The following is a 17,815-nucleotide window of genomic DNA, read 5'->3' on the forward strand; positions in this document are numbered from 1 at the left end:
TAATTTACAGGATAGATGCAATGCCCGGATATATTCCATAAAAAACGGAGGTACAATCTGCACCTCCTTTTTAAACAAGTGTTTTTATGCTTAATTACAATAAACGAACGTTTACTGCATTTAATCCTTTTTTTCCTTGTTGCACTTCAAAAACCACATTGTCGTTTTCACGAATGTTTTCTTTAATTCCTGAAACGTGCACGAAGATGTCTTCTCCGTTTTCTGCTTTAATAAATCCAAATCCTTTTGTTTCGTTAAAAAATTTTACTGTACCGTTTTGCATTGTTTGTTTAATTTATAATTACTAAAATTTAAAATAATTTTTATTGAAAAGGATGTGATCTTACCACATCAATGTTTTTTCTAATCAGTTTATGTATATCGTTAAGGTATGGCTTTTCATCTTCTGTACAGAATGAAAGCGCAGTTCCTGATTCGCCCGCACGCCCTGTACGGCCTATGCGGTGTACATAGGTTTCGGCCTGTTCGGGAATTTCAAAATTTATTACATGTGTTAATTTATCCACATCAATACCGCGCGAAGCAATATCTGTTGCCACCAGCACATGTACCTTCCTGTTTTTAAAACCCTCCAAAGCGCGCTCGCGTGCACCCTGCGATTTATCACCATGTATGGCTTCGGCTTTAATGCCGTTTTTATTGAGCTCTTTGGTCACCCTGTCGGCACCGCGCTTGGTGCGTGTAAACACCAGTGCATGATCAATACCATTTGACTTGAGCACATGACGAAGCAACGAGCGTTTATTTTCTTTTTTTACATGATATACAAACTGCTTCACCATTTCTGTAGGAGTGGAAACAGGGGTTACGTTTACTTTAACAGGATTACTCAGCAGCGTGTTGGCAAGTTTCATGATTTCAGGAGCTACTGTTGCAGAGAAAAATATGGTTTGCCTTTGTTGAGGGAGTTTTGCAATAACTTTTTTAATGTCGTTAATAAAGCCCATATCCAACATACGGTCGGCTTCATCCAGCACAAAATATGCTATATGCTGAAGATTTACGTAGCCTTGTTGCATAAGGTCAAGCAGGCGACCCGGTGTTGCAATAAGCACATCGGCACCTTTTTTCAAAGCATTGGTTTGATTTAGTTGCGATACACCACCAAACACCACCACATGGCGGTAAGGCAGCTTGTTTCCGTAATCAGTAAAACTTTCGCCAATTTGTATGGCAAGCTCGCGGGTAGGAGCAAGTATTAAGGCTTTTATGGTGTTGGAGGGTTTTTGATTTTTATTATGTAGCAATTGCAGAATAGGTAATGCAAATGCTGCTGTTTTGCCGGTTCCTGTTTGCGCACATCCAAAAATGTCGCGGCCGTCTAATAAAGCGGGTATTGATTGTGCTTGTATGGGAGTAGGTTTTTCATACTCCAGTTTTCTTAATGCATCCAATATGGGTGCAATAAGGTTTAAATTTGAAAATGTCATTAAATACTATCTCGGTTTTTTAATACAGGCTTTTTGTAGTTGATATAAAGTGCCTACTTTACTTTAATTGAAAAGTGCAACTACTTTTTGTTATAGGGTTTGTTACAGATGTTGTGTTTAATTGATTTATTAATATAAGTTGCAAACATACAACATTAAATTGGATATATTGTTTAATTTCATTGGCTCATAACAAACATTTTGTTTGGTGAAAACCTACTCTAATTCTATCATATTTCTGGATGTAATTACTCCATTGATATTCAGTTTGACATTATAGATACCGGCAGGCAATCCAAGTTTCTTTGCACTGAAGGTATATTGATGCATTCCTTTTTCAAGTCTGTCATTTATCTGTGTTGAAACCACCTCTCCTATTACGTTTATAACCTCCATACTAACATCGGCATTGTCTTTTAAAAAGATGACAAAATTGGTTTCATTTTTATACGGATTCGGGGTAATTACAAAAACATTTGAATCGTCATCAATCTTTGCGTTGCGAATTTCTGTATAAACATAGCTGCCGTTTTTATCAACCTGTTTCAATCTATAAAAATACATTGTGTTTTTAACAACGTCTCTATCTTCAAATTTATAATCCGACACCACATTACTGTTTCCTTGTGAAGTAAGGTTTGTAATAGTTGTAAATTCAACTCCGTTAAGTGAACGCTGTAATTCAAAATAATCACTGTTGATTTCGCTGGCAGTGCTCCACTCAACCATAATTGAATTGACCAAAGGTGAAGCATTGAATGCAATTAACTCTACGGGTAATGGATTGTTGGCCTGTGTTATTCCAAACAACTCTGTGCCCGTTCCAAAGCCATTCATGGCCAATCTTTTTACAGCCGTAACAGGGCTGTTCAAACAAATTCCATTAAACAAATTCCATCCTGCACCGTGGTTTCTCATGATAGTCCATCCCATAAATGGATTGCTGTAGTTGAGATTATAGGCAGTGGCATCATAGGTTCCTGACAAAGGACTATTGCTTGCCGTAAAACTCCAGTAACCATTGTCAAGAGCAGGCTGTGAATAAACCACACTACATTCAGTAGCCGCTATTCCGGCAGGGATAACAGAATAAGTATTAAAGAAAGAAAGAAGATTATCAATAGTTGTTGGGCTTCCCGGAACATTAAAGTTAATATTCATTCGCTGATATCCTGCGGTTGCATGACCTACAGGAAAATCGTAAGATCCTTGTGTATTCAGGTATCTGCGTAAGTTACCCTGAATAAAACTATTCATATTTCCGGGAGTAACAGCTCCGCTATTCCGGTTATTAACTTTCACTTCAAATAGGTTGGTGATTATTTTTCCGTTAGTCAGCGAAAGCATTCCATTATTGCCAAGCGTTGCATTGGAAAGTAATGTTACGCCAGTACCTGAATGATTCATGGAAAGATTATTAAGAACTCCATTGTTTAAATAATTCTGAGCAGCTGTTCCATATAGCTCAAGTGTGCCACCAATACCTGGTGTGTATGTACCATAATTCAGAAAATCTCCTCCAACACGATGTGTTTTTGCATTTGCATTAAAATTACTTGTACTTGAAGTGATAATAAAATTACCTTTCATGTCGGCATTCTGCCCCAACGTTACAATGCCACCTGTTTTACTAACAACAACATTAGCAAATGCCGAAGCTCCAACCATGTTTCCATTTAAACTCTGATTTACTGAGGCGTTATTAAAATATACATTTGAACCGTTTGCAGCATTCAGTGTACCGTTATTATTATAGTCCTGACATACTTGTAATGAGAACCCCGCATTGATAGAAAGCGAGGCCGAAGGATTTATTGTCATGGATTTACAAGAAGCACCTGCAGCGTTGATTATCGGCATGTTTGCCGATGATGGTGGAATAATAGCATCTACTGTACAATTTGGAATCTGGCATCCACCCCAGTTAGGAGCTTTAAACCAATCGTTGTCAACACCACCAGACCACACTACAAATCCCGGATTGGGAGTGAAATTAACCGGTGAGCTTAAAAAGTTCATTGTGAACCCCGATGTGCTATTGGAGAAATTACTCACAACAAGCTGGTAAACATCACCTGCAGCAACATTAATCTGTGCATCATAGGCAGCATTATAATCAGGTGTATATGGAACTGGTGCCTGATTGGTAACAGTGCTATTTAACCCTGTTACTCCAAGATAGCTGTAATTGCAACGTATGGGTGCTGCTCCACTCGCTAAGGTTGCACATGTATTAACAGCATTATTGGTAGGTCCGTCTTTCATCTTCCAAATTGCAAAATCATAATCTGTTTCATTACCTGGTAAACCGGCAACATAGTCATTAGGGATAATGTTAAATGCTAATACACCTGCATTCTGAATATTTATTTCATACCAGGCAGAGCCTCGCTCAGCACTTAAAAGACAATTACTACCGCTGCCCGGAAAGTCACAAGATGAACCGAAAGCCTGATAACCCGGATCACCGATGGATATAATCTGGTTACAAACAGGATTTGGAACACTACATTCCTGCCCAAATACAGGAGGAATATTGGTGGGTGGACCACTAACTATAATAATGCCGTAACTACCCGTCTCATTGTTGTAACCATCAACTACAACATAATAAGTTGTACCTGCTGTCAAACCACTATAATTTATCTGCGACATATAATTAATGGTAGTACCGCATGAAGGAGCATCATCATTGCAAGCCAATAAAGTCATTGATGCACCACAGGTTCCTTGATATAAAGCTATTTGTGAATTACGTAATGATCCGGGCACGGTTCTTATAGTTACCTGACCTGAAGGCGGTGCTACAAAAGAATGCCAAACTGTGTTTCGTGCCCCTGCTGACCAACATGATGGATTAGAAGGCTCACCTGCCAAGCCTGAACAGCTATTACTTCCGTTAAGATAAACACCAATAGGAAGCGGAGTTGCATTACATGGTAAATCATTTGCTGCTCCTGAACCAAAAGATTGAATACTGATATCATAAGTAACACTTGTTGGCGGTGCCCATGTATCTACAATAATAAAATATGTGCCTGCTGCCGGCAATACAACACTGCCGTTTAATGTTCCGGAAAGTGCTCCGCTATTATTACCTATACAGTTTGTACCTGCATTTCCCGGGCAGCCACTATATACCTGATAGCCTATTAAATTATCACTTGCCTGACTTAAAGTTATAGAGATACACTCGGGGCCGCTTGCTACATAACGATAAACTTTATCTTCTCCCGACTCATATAATGTACCGCATGATCCTATGGATGCATTAGTATAGTCATTACCCATACAAGCTGTTGTTTCATTTGCAGCCGAAAAAGGAAGTCCACTTATGTTTACGGCATTGCTGCACACAGCACCGGGAAGCATACCTACAGGTGCACTGATGCTGATATTATATGAAGGAATACAATAAGGAGATGGGAACTGGTCAACTACAAGATAATAGGTATGACCTGCAATAACATTAACACACATGCTCTGACTGCCTGCAGAACTTTGTGCAAAAGCAACACAGGTACCGGCAGTACCGCTGCAACTGGTAACCAAAGGACATCCGTCAAACAGCGTTATTCCTACCCATGAACTTACGCTTGTCAGTGAAATAGTTGTCTGTCCTGAAGTTGAGGGGGTAAAAATAAATACTTCGTCTTCTGCACCGTTATAAAAAGTGCTTCCGCAGGCAATCGTATTGGTAGTCGTAAAATCATCAGTCTTACCACAGGTAGTTCGATTGTTGCTGGTATAAGGCAACGATGCTACATTTACTGTACCATTACCTGTTGCGCAGGCTCCTGCAGGCACAGGTGCAGAAATGGTCAGATTATTAAAGGGAACACAACTTGGTGCCGGCCAAGTATCAAGAATCAGATAATAGGTTGTTCCTGCCTGAAGACAGACAGTGAGTGTTTTGCTTCCTGTGGAGCTCTGACTGTTGGCAACACATGTTCCGGGTTGACCGGTTAAAGGGCAGCCATTGTATAAGTTTAATGCTGTATAACTTGCAGAAGGTGCATTGAGTGTTATGGTTACAGTTCCGGTACTGGCAGGAGTAAAAATAAAAACTTTATCCTCTCCGTCAAGATAAAATGTACTGCCACAAGGATTGGTATTGACTGATGTTAAATCATTGCCTGCTCCGCAGGTAGTTCCTGCACCACTGCTATAAGGTAATGAAGCAATGGCTACGTTGCCTGTTCCAAGATTTGAAGGACAACTTAAAGGGGCACTGTACTTGTATGACATTGTTGCACCTGTACCGCCAGTAGTACAACTGTATTTTGTAATCAACACCCTGTATGTTCCTGTGGTTACACAAGTCCATGCAAGATAGGACTGCAATCCGCAATTATCATCACTAAAACCACCTGCTCCAACATAAGTACCTGCATTATTTAAAATAGTTATCTGTGTATCCCATGTAGCATTTCCACCATCAGCAGCACAGAATGAAAAATAATATACAAATCCTGACGTAGCCGTAAATGTATAATATTTTCCTGCTGCCACGGCAGTGGTTCCGGTGGTACTCCAAGTCACTCCCGGTGTTATATTGCTGGCAAGAGTACCACCTGTGCATTGTGCACTGCTTTCATTAGCTAACAGAGCATAACCGACAATCAGAAATAGTAGGAGTTGTTTCATATTTGATAGGTTAATAAAATTATTCTACGTCATAATCAATTATTGATTCTTTATCATATCGCTGTTGTTTGAATCCTTGCAAGCTTGTTTCACTCTCGAAATAGTGACACCATTGCGCTCTGTAAATGTGAAACCTTCATTCTTTAGTTTATTCAATAGAACTTCTCTGCTGTTATATTCAGTAGAATTGATTATTAGCATAACACAATTCAGCGAATAACAATATTCCTTTGAAACAATGCCTTCTGTTGTACTTAAGATATTGTCTATCTGCGCATGTCTTTTCTGATTTGAAAGTTCATTTATACGGAGAATTAATTCCTGATTACCGTCATTTCCCGCAAATAGTAATCCATTAAATAATAAAAGGAAGGTTGTAAGTAGTTTCTTTATCATACTTTTTTAGTTTAGTTTTCGCCCATTGAGTTATACAGGAAAATCAAGGACTAAAAGTATGATAATTTTAGATTAAATCAATATTTTTCTACAATTATTTCCCATCAATCTTTTTCCAATTGTCCCCCTCTCGTCCTCGTCTAAAGTCAAGTCGTGCATAAGGGACGAGGATGTGCGGGGCTCTATAAAAGGTGTTAATCACATCCTCGTCTCTCGCACACAACGCTACCCTTCAGACGAGGACGAGGGGGGGGCATTTATTTCAAGTAATCACTCAGATTAATTTGGAAGTGGTCTTTGAGCAAGGTGGGTAGATTACAATGCTCTATGTTTAGAATGGAACATATCTCTGGCAACTTCTTAAAAAGTTTGCCGTCATTCTCACTCCGCGATTCTTCTGTAACCAAAATAGGTTTATCCAATCCCAAATTATTTTTATCCTTCTCACAAAACAAAATCAATTTAGCATCAGCAGAATTCAAATATCTTTTCTGTTCAATTTCAAATTGAACATCAGTAAGTTTATTTTTCTGTGAGCCATAGCATAACTGGTTTTCAAGGATGTTGAAAAACTTTTGCTCAGGTAGAATCATATCAGTTTTCACCAATTTTTTTTTGTCATCAAGAAAGTCCAGTTTCTCCGTTACAATTCCTTTAGCAACTCTGCCCGATTCCTCAAACACTTTGTCCAACACAATCACTTCTCCTGAATTGAATTTCTTTTCAAGAAGTTTTTTCAGTTTATCTGCTTTATCAAATGGTAGATAATAGCGAACAAATGAAACAAGTGAAGTTGTGTCTATTGCTGCTCTCATTTGAGATAATAATCAATCCTGTCGGCTTTAATGTTTAACCTTTTGCAAAACTCCGCTTCGGTAATTACTCCTTCGTAAAATGCCGACTGAATTGCGTTTACATACAATGGGGATAGAAGCGGCTTTGCCGCTGCTCCGCCAATTGTTCTTCCTTCTTCCAATGCTTTCAATTTCTCCAACTCATGCTTGCGTTGTTCTTCTGCTTCTCGTTCACTAATACTTTCTGAAATTTCATTGCATCGCTTTCTGTAATTACCCAAGGAAATTTTTTCTGTAATCAGCAATCGTGTGTAAAGTGCAAACACACTAAGGTTTGTTGCCATTGCAATCTCATCCAAAATGTCTTGATGAAAATCGTTGTGTGCAGTCGCTGTTGGCAATGCTGCCAAAGTTTTGTCCAACTCCCCAACTAAAAAGAAATATGCAAAGTCATTGCACCATTTTTCAATTCTGCTCAATGAATTATAATCAGGTGTGTCTTCATTGATGCGTTCATCAATTTCTTCTTCGTTCAAAAGATAATGTCCTAACTCATGAACCAGTGTGAAAATTTCTCGGCTAAAAGATTTTTGATTTCGCTTAAGAACAATGGTGTCAGGTTTGAGATAAAAGCCGTTGATATTTACTTTCTCTTTTTTGTTCCAGTTTTCTACAAACTCAAAAACCAAAATGTTGTGTTCAGCAAACTTTGCAATTAGTGACTTAAGAAACTCTCTTTTCTTGTAGTTAAATTCCGGATAAATTTTTTTCCTCATTTCCGTTGCAACTTCTTTTGGTTTGTTGCTCACCGTGTAAACGGGCAACACTCTGTCTCTTGTAAGGTCAGAAAGTTTTGAAAGTGCCGAAAGAGAAATTTTTTCTTCTTCAAATTGATTCACAATTTTCTTTGAAGCAAGATTCAGGTCAGCATTGAATTTATCTTTTCTAAAAAAAATACTTTCTTCTTTTGCTTCACGAAGTTGTTTCGGGTCAATGTAGTAGTTCAATCCTTTGCCGAAAACTTTGTCAATCTTTTTGAGCAAACTCGCTTTCATTTCGCTTCTGAAAACTTCTTCTTCTGTGAATTGCTTTTTCAAGCCCTCACTAACAAGCGAAAGAAATTCCTTCTTGCCTAACTTATAGAGTTTGAGCAAGTGATTTATTCGTTCAGGATTTATATTTATGGTTGTCAAGAAAGTGCCTTATTTGAGCTTGCAAACTTATTTAATTTCACTCTGGTTCTGTCCATATTTTTCAAATTTTCAGATAACTTCTTGATTACCTTGGAATCCAGAGTTCCCCAAAGGTTTTAAAGTAACCCCTCTCGTCCTCGTCTGAAGTCAAGAACGTGCGTAAGGGGCGAGGATGCGTGGGTTTTAAAAAAAGGTGGAATTTTAGAATTAATCCAACAAATGACTTGAGAACTGTCAATATGTTTTAATCTGCATTTCACTGAAATAAAAATTACTTTAAGCCTACTCTACATCCACCAACGTGCCTACATGGTTGCCTTCTACCAAACGCAACAGGTTACCGGGAGTGTTCATATCAAAAACTATAATCGGCAATTTGTTTTCATGACACAAGGTAAAGGCTGTCATATCCATTACCTTCAAATCTTTTTCGTAAACATCATCAAAGGTTAGATGTTCAAAGCGTACAGCATCACTGTTTTTTTCAGGGTCGGAAGTATAGATGCCATCCACTCTGGTTCCTTTTAAAATTACATCAGCCTCCACTTCTATGGCTCGCAATGAAGCTGCTGTATCGGTAGTAAAATACGGATTACCTGTTCCGGCACCAAAAATCACTACTCTGTTTTTTTCAAGGTGGCGCACTGCTCTTCTTCTGATAAAAGGCTCGCAGATAGCATCCATAGTAATGGCCGATTGCAAACGTGTGTTTATGCCTTTATGTTCTAATGCACCCTGCAAAGCCATACTGTTAATGACAGTAGCAAGCATACCCATGTAATCGCCCTGCACCCTGTCCATGCCACCTTCTGCTGCCTGCAACCCTCTGAAAATATTACCTCCTCCTATTACTATGGCAACCTGAACACCTTTGTCAACAATAGTTTTTATTTCCTCCGCATATTGGGTAAGTCTGTTGTTGTCTATCCCAAAATTTTTCTCTCCCATCAGTGCTTCACCACTAAGTTTCAATAATATTCTTTTATATTTCATATCAGCTGTTTGTTATTTTCTATAAACTTTTTCTTTTTAATCTTTCGAAAAATAATCGGCACTTTGATACACTCCAGTAATTTGTTTTAATATCTGCATAAGCAAATCGTTGGCTAAAGAGCTTGCACCAAACCTGAACATATCTGCATTCAGCCAATCCTGCCCCAGCGTTTCTCTAACCATCACTAAATATTGTAGTGCCAGCTTAGCAGTGGCAATACCCCCGGCAGGCTTCATACCTATTTTTATTCCTGTTCTGTAATAGTAATCGCGAATACATTCAAGCATCACCAAGGTTACAGGCAGTGTGGCTGCAGGTTGTACTTTTCCTGTAGATGTTTTAATAAAATCGGCACCTGCTGCAATTGACAATTCACTTGCCTTCCTTACATTATCCAAAGTGGAGAGTTCGCCTGTTTCTAAAATAACTTTCAAATGAGCTTTACCGCAGGCTTCTTTCACAGCAGCTATTTCGTCAAACACAAAGTTATACTCTCCTCTCAAAAATTCTCCTCTTGAAATAACCATGTCAATTTCATCGGCACCTTCGGCAACAGCATAGCGTGTTTCGTCTAACTTGAATTTTCTATTACTCATGCCGCTTGGAAAAGCCGTTGACACAGCAGCAACTTTAACCTTTGTGCCTTCCAATGCCTGTTTGGCTACCGACACAAGGTTTGCATATACACATACTGCTGCTGCAGAAGGGATGCCTTCCATTTCATGTGGCCGGATGGCCTTGGCACACAGTTGTCTCACTTTTCCGGGTGTATCTTTAGCATCAAGCGTAGTCAAATCCATCATGGAAATGGCTAACTTCAATGCTTCCATCTTCGATTCGTTCTTGATGCTGCGTTTGTTTAGACGGGCCACACGCTCTTCAACACCAACCTGATCTACCGGTGGCAGGTGGTTGAGAAAACGTAAATCTACTTTTGCCATGCTGATAAGATAAAATTTCAGAGAGCTAAAATAAACATTCCATATCAATTGCAGTAAAATTTAATGTCATAGGATATAATCCAAATCACAATCAGCATTTAATTTTTAAAATCTACCTTTGTCTCACCAAATATTATGCTATGTCCGATGCCCTTTTTGCTGTTTCGCCTGTTGACGGTCGCTATGCCGCTGTTTGTAGTCCGCTGAGAGAATATTTTTCTGAATATGCCCTCATCCGCGAACGTGTTAAGGTAGAAGTAAAATATCTTATTGCACTGTCACAGCTGCAACTGCCACAACTTCAAATTGACGCTGGAAAATTTGATGCACTGCGCAGCATCTACCGACAGTTTACACCTGCCGATACAGAACAGATTAAGCAAACAGAAAAAACTACCAATCATGATGTAAAAGCTGTTGAATATTTTGTAAAAGAAAAATTAGAGGCATTAGGACTGCAAAAAGCAAAAGAGTTTGTTCACTTTGGGCTTACTTCGCAAGATATCAATAACACAGCAACACCAATGCTCGTCCGTCATGGCATTGCCGAAGTAATGCTACCGGCATTAACAGATGTGATAAACAAAATTGAAAGTCAGGCACAGGAATGGAAAAACATTAGCCTGCTGGCTCATACACATGGGCAACCTGCCAGCCCAACGCGCTTGGGAAAAGAAATGAAAGTTTTTAGCGAAAGGCTTCGCTCACAGTTAGAAATGCTCAAGTCAATACCTCATAGTGCAAAATTTGGTGGAGCTACAGGAAACTTCAATGCTCATGCAGTAGCTTATCCTACCGTTGACTGGATTACTTTTGCTGATGACTTTGTGAACTCTCTAGGACTAACACGTACTGCCTACACTACGCAAATTGAACCTTATGACAATCTTGCTGCCTTATTTGACAATCTAAAACGCATCAACAATATTTTATTGGATTTATGCCGTGACGTATGGAGCTACATCAGTATGAACTATTTTTCGCAAACCGTCAAAGCCGGTGAGATTGGTTCTTCTGCAATGCCACATAAAGTAAACCCGATAGACTTTGAAAATGCGGAAGGTAATCTTGGTATTGCCAATGCTTTGTTTGAACATCTGTCAGCTAAACTTCCCGTATCACGACTTCAACGTGACTTGACTGACAGCACCGTATTGAGAAACACAGGTGTTCCTTTTGCTCACACACTCATTGCACTGAAATCTTTACTAAAAGGTTTAAATAAAATCATTCCAAATACTCAGGTAATTTCTGCTGATCTTAATCGTCATGCAGTTGTTATTGCTGAAGCATTACAAACTATTCTAAGACGTGAAGGCTACCCTAATCCTTATGAAGTATTAAAGGATCTTACACGTGGGAAAGAAAACATCACATTGCAGGATATTCATCAGTTTATTGGCACACTTCAGGTTGGCGATGCTGTAAAAGCTGAATTATTGAATATTACACCGGAAAATTATACGGGAGTAAATTTATCAAACTGATTTTTGCATCAGCCTTGCAACATACTTTCCAATAATATCAAACTCAATATTGACAGAGTGACCTTGTTTTAAATTTCTGAAAGTGGTATGCAGCATGGTGTAAGGAATAATGGCAACAGAAAACGAATAATCATCGGCCTCCACTATAGTAAGGCTGACACCATTAACCGTTACAGATCCTTTTCGAACAATTAAATTAAATGCTGAGCCATCATTTTCAAAAACAAATTTCCAACTGCCGTTTTCATTGGTTATTGAAGTGCAAACAGCAGTGCCGTCAACATGTCCTTGAACAATATGCCCATCTAAACGTGTATTCAACAACATGCCTCTTTCAAGATTTACTTCATCGCCTTCGACCAAATCAACAAGGTTTGTTTGGCGCAATGTTTCATCAACAGCAGTAACCTTATAAGTTCCATTTTCAGGATTAATTTTTACGACAGTAAGACAAACACCATTGTGTGCAACACTTTGATCTATTTTTAAATCAGAAGCAAAAGAACATGCTATGGTAAAATGACGGTTACTGCCTTCACGCTCTATTTTCTTTACAATGCCAATGGTTTCAATAATTCCGGTAAACATTATTTGGCACCTCCTATCAGGTTAACGGCACCTTTGAGAGTACGTGGCTTTATGCCATCAATGAAAATTTCATACACTTTTCCAACGTAGTAATATACTCCATCACTCAGTCGTGTTGAGCCATTATCTTTGGTTCCTTTCCACAAAATATCCTTATCATGTGTTTCAAAAACTTTACTTCCCCAACGATTGTAAATGGTGAGTTCAATGTGGTCAACGTAACGATAAGGAAACGGAACAAACAAATCGTTCTTACCATCATTATCGGGAGTAAACACATTGGGTAATGTATAAACAGGGCATGTCTCCGCACAATAAGGTTCGCTTAAGCTGCTCTTATTTCCCACTGAATCAACAGTCATAAAATAATAACAACCGCTTGTGCTGTCAGGAACATTACGTATGTATGTACTTTGATTGATGCCATCCAAAGAGGCAATCAAATAAGGCGTAACATTCTTTGAAGGTGCATAATACAATTCATAAGATATCACATCATCACCACAGGAGCTATCCGGCTTTTGCCATGTTAAAATCACTTCATTATTCAGACATGAACTTGATATTGTTGCACTGCTGATATTGCATGGACTAACATTGTCCTTAGGTGTTGTACAATTCTCCTGTGAAAAATTCAGAATAGGAGAAACAAAACCAGGTGATGAGTAGCTGCCAATAGTTTCAACCTTGTAGCAAAACAACGTATCGTTTGCCAGGCCTGCATCGTTAAATGTATTTCCTGAAACAGTATCAATAACCGAGAAAGTGCCACCTGCATTTTTCCGGTAAACAACAGTTGCATTGTTTGTCCAGGGTACTGATGCCTGCCATGACAATTGAATTGCATTGTCTGTTGATGTGGTTGTCAAATAAACACTTGAAGCGGCAAGTGACTCACCTATTTTAAATGTATTTCCGGCTGTAAGGTTATGAAATTCTACTTTGTAAGTCCATGCATTGTCAGCAGTATTCAATGCAACATCGTTAAAGGTGGTATCGTTAAGATTGCTGAAGGTTGAAACAGTGGTAAACGATGATGGTGAAAAACCTTGTCCTCGTAATAAGCGGTACTCAAAAGGCCCCGGAGTTTGAATGCTGTCAATTTCTTTAGGCTTCGACCACGCTACATACATTGTTCCATTGGCAACATCTGTAGCAGTTACACTTACATTGGTCATAATAGGCAGTGATTGAACAATTTTAGCACAAGCTTCGTTTGAGGCATAGCTCTCTGCTCCATCATTAAAATAAGCTATCACCATGTAGCAGTAATCGTTTCCGGGTATAAGTCCTCCACCATTGTTATCGTCAACAAATGTGTTATTCGCCAATCCCTGCACCGTTGCCAGATAAGTATATCCTGTAAATGCCGGCACTCCTGTCTGACAAATGGAGGGCACATATCCAAAAAAGCCATTTCGTCTGTAAATACGATAACCTTCAGCATTAAAACACACCGACTGATCCCACGTAAGATGAATTGCATTTTGCACAGGTGTTGCTGTTAGATTTTGTGGTGCCGGTGCAACAACTGTTATATTCATCCTTTTCAGGTCAACAAGATTTATCTGACTAACATTATCCTGTGCCTTAAATAAAACCTGATAGGGTGCCTTGCGAACGTGTGCACATTCTGTCTGCCAGATAAAAGTTCCCGTAACAGAATTGGTATCTGTCACTACAGGAAAAACTGCCGGGCTTATGGGTGTGAAGCCGGTGTCTAACGGACTACCTGTTGCCGATAGGGTTATTAAATTTCCAACATCAGGATCGGTGGCTGTTACATTCTGAGAAATTAATGTTCCAGCTGTTACACAAAGGTCATTCAATGCATTTATGACAGGAGGATTATCCGGTGTAACTACAATATCAATCTGCATATCGCGTTCAACATAACCAATGTTTACGCCATTGCGCCATTCACGAATTAAGAATGCCACATTAAACTCACCCTGAAGGGTTGGTGTATCCCAAATTAAATCTCCGGTAACAGCATCTAAAGTAAATGATGTGCTTGCAGCAGGATAAAAATATCCGGGAATATCAAGCCCATTGATGCCTTTGCATTTTATAAGTTCATACGATAAGCTATCCCCATCCGGATCATAAGCATTGGCATTATGAATAAATATTTTTCCAATTGCTCCATTGTCAATTGGCGGTTGTAACAATACCGGAGAATTATTATAACCTAACACAGGGTTAATCACAATTTGTGATTCTACATAAAAAGGAATATTTACAGAACCCGGAATATTTGCAACACCTCCGTTGCGGTTAGGGTCTTCAAAGAACACCGTATAAACAGCAGGTCCGGGAAAAGTGTGAACACCTTCATAATAATTTCTGCTGATGTCAATGCCCACAGTAGTTTTACTTATTCGTGGCAAAGAATCCTGTGTGCCGTCACCCCAATTCATTTCAAGCATTGGCCTGTCGGCCGGGCTGCTCGTTTTGGTGTAGGTAACAATTTGTACTCTGTAAGTAAGCAGTGAAATCTGATTGAAAGTTATTTCACCTGCACGATTGTGTGTTGCCCATGCTTCTATTTGCATACCGAAAAGCAGTAAGAAAAAGATTAAAATTTTCTTCATACACTCAGTAGTTGATAACCTGTTGCTCCATCATTTCAGGTATTTCTCTGAACTGATATTGTTGTGACCTTAATTGTGGAATAAATCCTGCCTCACGAATAGCATCCTGAATGCCTTGCGATGTAAAACGATGTGGTGCACCGGCAACACTCACCACATTTTCTTCAATCATAATAGAACCAAAATCGTTGGCTCCTGCATGCAATGCCACTTGTGCCGTTTGCTTGCCAACAGTGAGCCACGATGCCTGTATGTTTTTGATGTTTGGCAACATAATTCTGCTCAATGCAGTCATCCTTATAAACTCTTCGGAAGTAACTTTATTACGAATGCCCTTTACTCTCTTTAAAATTGTATTCTCATCCTGAAATGGCCATGCAATAAATGCAAGAAAACCTTTTGCATGTGCAGGTTTTTCAGACTGCACCTGTCGGAGCATGACTAAATGTTCGAATCGCTCCTGCAAAGTTTCAATATGACCAAACATCATTGTTGCAGATGTGGTAATGTTTAATTGATGTGCTGCACGCATCACATCAAGCCATTCGCGTCCAGTACATTTTCCTTTTGAAATCATCCTGCGCACCCTGTCACTTAAAATTTCTGCTCCTGCACCGGGCAATGTATCAAGTCCGGAATCTTTTAAGGCTTTAAGCACCTCTGTATGCGTCATTCCTTCCAGCTTGGTGATATGTGCCACCTCCGGTGGACCAAGTGCATGCAGTTTCACCTGCGGATAAAGTTTCTTTAACTCACTGAAAATTTTGGTGTAAAATGACAAACCTAACTCCGGATGATGACCTCCTTGTAACAACAACTGATCTCCTCCATAACGAAACATCTCTTCTATCTTAACCTTATATTCTTCCATACTGGTGATGTAGGCTTCCTTATGTCCCGGCACTCGGAAAAAATTACAAAACTTACAGTTGGCAATACATACGTTGGTAGTATTTACATTGCGATCAATCATCCAGGTTACAAGTTCTTCTCCTGTTGCAGAAATATTTTCAGGTTTCTGTTTTTTTCTTAACTCATTAGCTATAAACATCAGGTCGGTTAATGGCGCATGATGAAAAAGGTATATCCCCTCCTCAACACTCAAAAATTCAAAATCCAATGCACGACTCAGTAAACTTTCTACATTCATACTTTAAGAATTCACTTTAATCAACAGCAAACGGTGTGATTTGTTTTTATAATTTCACGGCCGCAAACGTCTTTCTTTTCAATGCGTAAATTTATAGAAATTTATGGCAGATGAGAAGATGATTCTGTCATTTTAATTAACATTACTTAAAAGATATGATTAAAAACAAACTGGCCGACAATAACCTCGACTATTCATTAGTAATTCTCACCACATCAGCCACAAAATTTGATGCTTCAGTTTTTTCAACCGATGAGTTGAAGTATGTAAAAGATGAGTTGAAAAATAAAAAAAATTTGGTTGCAGTAAATCAGTATGACCGCATGGTCTATGTCTGTTTGCTCGAGAATAAATCAAAAGATCAGTCGTTATACATGGAATCATGCCGCAAGGCGGGTCATCAGGTTACGGCATTGTTGAATAAAACAAAAGCAAAAAGTGTGTTGATAGAAGCACGCGGTTTACGTCAGGAAGCATTGTGTTTTACAGAAGGGCTTGCCTTAACCAACTATCAGTTTAGGAAATATAAAACTTCTGGCGATAATAACAGCCTTGAAATAATTGCTTTACATTCAAACAAATTAACCGACAAAGATTTATTATGGTTAAATACTATTGTTGAGGCTACCTGCAAAGCCCGCGATTTGGTAAATGAACCTGTCAATTATCTTACGGCAACACAACTATCAAACGAAATGGTTAAGTTGGGAAAGCAGGCAGGTATTAAAGTTACCGTGCTCAACAAAAAAGATATTGAAAAAACAGGCATGGGAGGTTTGCTTGCAGTAAACAAAGGCAGCCAGGACCCGCCCACCTTTACCATTATGGAATACAAACCTGCAGGACATAAAAACAAAAAGCCATTTGTTTTGGTAGGCAAAGGTGTTGTATATGATACAGGAGGATTGAGCCTGAAACCAACTGCCAACAGCATGGATTATATGAAGTGCGATATGGGTGGTGCTGCAGCAGTAGGATGCGCCATCTATGCACTGGCAAAAGCAAAAATTCCTTTGCATGTAGTAGCCTTAATTCCTGCCACCGACAACCGCCCGGGTGAAAACGCTTATGTTCCGGGAGATGTAATAAAGATGTACAGTGGAAAAACTGTAGAAGTATTAAATACTGATGCAGAAGGTAGAATGATTCTTGCCGATGCACTGCATCATGCAAAAAAATATCACCCTGCTTTGGTCATGGAGTTTTCTACATTAACAGGAGCGGCATCAAGTGCATTAGGAAAATATGCATGTGCTTTTTTAACAACTGCTGACCAGAATCAAAACAATGCATTAAAGAAAAGCGCAGCACATGTTTATGAACGTGTTGTAGAATTTCCAATGTGGGAAGAGTATGGCGAACTCATAAAATCTGATGTAGCCGATATTAAAAACGTAGGCGGTCCTGCTGCAGGAATGATAACTGCTGCAAAATTTCTTGAACACTTTATTGATTATCCCTATATGCATTTCGATATTGCAGGAACTGCATTTGTTCATGCTGAAGACTCTTATCGTGGTAAAGGCGGAACCGGATTTGGGGTACGTTTGATTACTGAATTTTTAAAAAACAAAATCTGA

The 17,815-nt window shown here is 39.1% G+C and carries 13 protein-coding genes; 2 read left to right on the forward strand and 11 right to left on the reverse strand.

From position 1 onward, the window contains the following. Positions 1–94: 94 nt before the first annotated feature. The 8 genes from V9G42_13950 to deoC all read right to left on the reverse strand — a co-directional run bounded on the left by V9G42_13950 (position 95) and on the right by deoC (position 10,416). A complete protein-coding gene (locus tag V9G42_13950; protein ID MEI2760527.1) occupies positions 95–283 on the reverse strand; it encodes a cold-shock protein in 189 nt (62 codons plus the stop codon). A gap of 40 nt (positions 284–323) precedes the next feature. Beyond that, positions 324–1,451 carry a DEAD/DEAH box helicase gene (locus tag V9G42_13955; protein ID MEI2760528.1) on the reverse strand — a complete coding sequence of 376 codons (1,128 nt, stop codon included), beginning with the start codon at positions 1,449–1,451 and terminating at the stop codon, positions 324–326. A gap of 216 nt (positions 1,452–1,667) precedes the next feature. Next, entirely contained in the window at positions 1,668–6,098 is a 4,431-nt protein-coding gene (locus tag V9G42_13960; GenBank protein ID MEI2760529.1) for a T9SS type A sorting domain-containing protein, read from the reverse strand. A 39-nt stretch (positions 6,099–6,137) separates the two neighbouring features. Continuing rightward, entirely contained in the window at positions 6,138–6,494 is a 357-nt protein-coding gene (locus V9G42_13965) for a hypothetical protein (GenBank protein ID MEI2760530.1), read from the reverse strand. 257 nt (positions 6,495–6,751) lie between these two features. Continuing rightward, positions 6,752–7,309: a DUF4411 family protein gene (locus V9G42_13970; GenBank protein ID MEI2760531.1), complete on the reverse strand. Its 558-nt coding sequence runs from the start codon at positions 7,307–7,309 to the stop codon at positions 6,752–6,754. Beyond that, a complete protein-coding gene (locus V9G42_13975) occupies positions 7,306–8,481 on the reverse strand; it encodes an ImmA/IrrE family metallo-endopeptidase (GenBank protein MEI2760532.1) in 1,176 nt (391 codons plus the stop codon). Before V9G42_13975 ends, V9G42_13970 begins: the two co-directional genes overlap by 4 nt. A 282-nt stretch (positions 8,482–8,763) precedes the next feature. Beyond that, the gene (gene pyrH / locus V9G42_13980; protein MEI2760533.1) at positions 8,764–9,474 is read right to left on the reverse strand and encodes a UMP kinase; all 711 of its coding nucleotides are present in this window, start codon (positions 9,472–9,474) and stop codon (positions 8,764–8,766) included. Positions 9,475–9,510: 36 nt separating this feature from the next. Then, a complete protein-coding gene (gene deoC / locus V9G42_13985; GenBank protein ID MEI2760534.1) occupies positions 9,511–10,416 on the reverse strand; it encodes a deoxyribose-phosphate aldolase in 906 nt (301 codons plus the stop codon). 140 nt (positions 10,417–10,556) lie between these two features. On the opposite strand from deoC, the gene purB reads away from it, so the two are divergent. Further along, positions 10,557–11,903: an adenylosuccinate lyase gene (gene purB / locus V9G42_13990; GenBank protein MEI2760535.1), complete on the forward strand. Its 1,347-nt coding sequence runs from the start codon at positions 10,557–10,559 to the stop codon at positions 11,901–11,903. On the opposite strand, the gene V9G42_13995 is transcribed toward purB, so the two are convergent. From V9G42_13995 to mqnC, 3 genes are read right to left on the reverse strand one after another with little or no spacing between them, the layout of a single operon-like run. Next, positions 11,895–12,491, reverse strand: a complete 597-nt coding sequence (locus tag V9G42_13995; GenBank protein MEI2760536.1) for a riboflavin synthase — start codon at positions 12,489–12,491, stop codon at positions 11,895–11,897. The two genes, purB and V9G42_13995, sit on opposite strands and share 9 nt — an antisense overlap. Further along, positions 12,491–15,085 carry a gliding motility-associated C-terminal domain-containing protein gene (locus tag V9G42_14000; protein MEI2760537.1) on the reverse strand — a complete coding sequence of 865 codons (2,595 nt, stop codon included), beginning with the start codon at positions 15,083–15,085 and terminating at the stop codon, positions 12,491–12,493. The genes V9G42_13995 and V9G42_14000 overlap by 1 nt, the downstream gene beginning before the upstream one ends. A gap of 4 nt (positions 15,086–15,089) precedes the next feature. Continuing rightward, entirely contained in the window at positions 15,090–16,235 is a 1,146-nt protein-coding gene (gene mqnC / locus V9G42_14005; protein MEI2760538.1) for a cyclic dehypoxanthinyl futalosine synthase, read from the reverse strand. A 155-nt stretch (positions 16,236–16,390) separates the two neighbouring features. Between mqnC and V9G42_14010 the strand changes: the two genes are divergently transcribed. After that, on the forward strand, positions 16,391–17,815 hold the full coding sequence (locus V9G42_14010; GenBank protein MEI2760539.1) for a leucyl aminopeptidase family protein: 1,425 nt from the start codon (positions 16,391–16,393) through the stop codon (positions 17,813–17,815).

Source organism: Bacteroidia bacterium (assembly GCA_037045145.1).
GTDB lineage: Bacteria > Bacteroidota > Bacteroidia > AKYH767-A > OLB10 > OLB10.

Coding starts and splice junctions, on each gene's coding strand:
- V9G42_13950 (MEI2760527.1), bottom strand. CDS start 283: ATGCAAAACGGTACAGTAAAATTTTTTAACGAAACAAAAGGATTTGGA.
- V9G42_13955 (MEI2760528.1), bottom strand. CDS start 1,451: ATGACATTTTCAAATTTAAACCTTATTGCACCCATATTGGATGCATTA.
- V9G42_13960 (MEI2760529.1), bottom strand. CDS start 6,098: ATGAAACAACTCCTACTATTTCTGATTGTCGGTTATGCTCTGTTAGCT.
- V9G42_13965 (MEI2760530.1), bottom strand. CDS start 6,494: ATGATAAAGAAACTACTTACAACCTTCCTTTTATTATTTAATGGATTA.
- V9G42_13970 (MEI2760531.1), bottom strand. CDS start 7,309: ATGAGAGCAGCAATAGACACAACTTCACTTGTTTCATTTGTTCGCTAT.
- pyrH (MEI2760533.1), bottom strand. CDS start 9,474: ATGAAATATAAAAGAATATTATTGAAACTTAGTGGTGAAGCACTGATG.
- deoC (MEI2760534.1), bottom strand. CDS start 10,416: ATGGCAAAAGTAGATTTACGTTTTCTCAACCACCTGCCACCGGTAGAT.
- purB (MEI2760535.1), top strand. CDS start 10,557: ATGTCCGATGCCCTTTTTGCTGTTTCGCCTGTTGACGGTCGCTATGCC.
- V9G42_13995 (MEI2760536.1), bottom strand. CDS start 12,491: ATGTTTACCGGAATTATTGAAACCATTGGCATTGTAAAGAAAATAGAG.
- V9G42_14000 (MEI2760537.1), bottom strand. CDS start 15,085: ATGAAGAAAATTTTAATCTTTTTCTTACTGCTTTTCGGTATGCAAATA.
- mqnC (MEI2760538.1), bottom strand. CDS start 16,235: ATGAATGTAGAAAGTTTACTGAGTCGTGCATTGGATTTTGAATTTTTG.
- V9G42_14010 (MEI2760539.1), top strand. CDS start 16,391: ATGATTAAAAACAAACTGGCCGACAATAACCTCGACTATTCATTAGTA.